General features: G+C 77.8%; 1 protein-coding gene. It reads right to left on the minus strand.

Going from position 1 to position 1,402, the window contains the following annotated elements; translation table 11 throughout:
• On the minus strand, nt 1-1,402 hold a 1,402-nt coding region (locus ACFV4N_RS43745), incomplete at both ends, for a heavy metal translocating P-type ATPase (RefSeq protein ID WP_499678603.1).

Genomic DNA, 1,402 nt, shown 5'->3' on the forward strand with positions numbered 1-1,402 from the left:
GCGGCGGGCCGCCCCTCGCCCCGGTGCGCCCGCCGCCAGGCCGCGGTGCGGAGCAGGCGCAACCCGTTGAGGCCGACGACGACGGTCGAGCCCTCGTGCCCGGCCACGCCGAGCGGCAGCGGCAGGGTGCCGAAGAGGTCCCACGCCACCAGGACCGCGATGGCGGCGCCGGCGATGACGAGGTTGGCCACGACCAGCCGCCGGGCGCGCCGGGCCAGGGCGATCACGGCGGGGAGGGTCGCCAGCTCGTCGCGGGTGATCACCGCGTCCGCGGTGTCCAGGGCGAGGTCGGAACCGGCGCGCCCCAGGGCGATGCCGACGTGGGCGGTGGCGAGCGCGGGCGCGTCGTTGACGCCGTCGCCGACCAGGACCACCTTGCCGCCACCCGCCTCCAGCTCGCGCACCGCCGCGACCTTGTCCTCCGGCCGCAACCCGGCGCGGACGTCGGTGATGCCGACCTCGGCGGCCAGGCGCGCGGCGGCGCGGGGGTTGTCGCCGGTGAGCAGGACGGGCGGGGCGCCGGTGAGGGCGGTGATCCGGGCGACGGTGTCGGCGGCGTCGGGGCGGAGCCGGTCGGCGAGGCCGAGCACGCCGGCCGGGCGGCCGTCGACGCGGACGACCACCGCGGTGTGCCCGCTCCCCTCCAGCTCGGCGACCGCGTCGCGGGCCGCGGGCTCGTCGTCGGCGAGCAGCGCGGTGGGGCTGCCGACCTCGACCAGGCGCCCGTCGACCCGGGCGGTGACGCCGCGACCGGGCGCGGAGGCGAACTCCGCGGCGTGGCGGAGGTCCAGCCCGGCGTCGCGGGCGGCCCCGACCACGGCGCGGGCGAGCGGGTGCTCCGAGGGGTTCTCGGCGGCGGCGGCCAGGGCCAGCAGCCCGTCGTCGCCCAGGTGACCGCCGGGGAGGCGGCGGACCGCCGTGAGCCGGGGCGCGCCCTCCGTGAGCGTGCCCGTCTTGTCGAACGCCACCCGCGTGACCGAGCCGAGCCGTTCGAGCACCACGGCGGACTTGACCAGCACGCCGTGGCGGCCCGCGTTGGCGATGGCGGACAGCAGCGGCGGCATCGTCGCCAGCACCACCGCGCACGGCGAGGCCACGATCATGAACGTCATGGCGCGCAGCAGCGTCGGCCGCAGCTCCGCGCCGAACAGCAGCGGCACCGCGAACAGCGCCAGCGTCGCGGCGACCATGCCGATCGAGTAGCGCTGCTCGACCTTCTCGACGAACAGGTGGGCGCGCGACTTGGTGGCACTGGCCTCGCCGACCATCGCGACGATGCGCGCGATCACCGTGTCGGCGGGGGAGCGGGTGATCCGCACCCGCAGGACCCCGGTGCCGTTCAGGGTGCCGGCGAACACCTCGTCCCCGACCCGCTTGTCCACCGGCAGCGGCTCGCCGGTGA

The sequence above is a fragment of the Actinosynnema sp. NPDC059797 genome, assembly GCF_042732085.1.
Classification (GTDB): Bacteria; Actinomycetota; Actinomycetes; order Mycobacteriales; family Pseudonocardiaceae; genus Actinosynnema.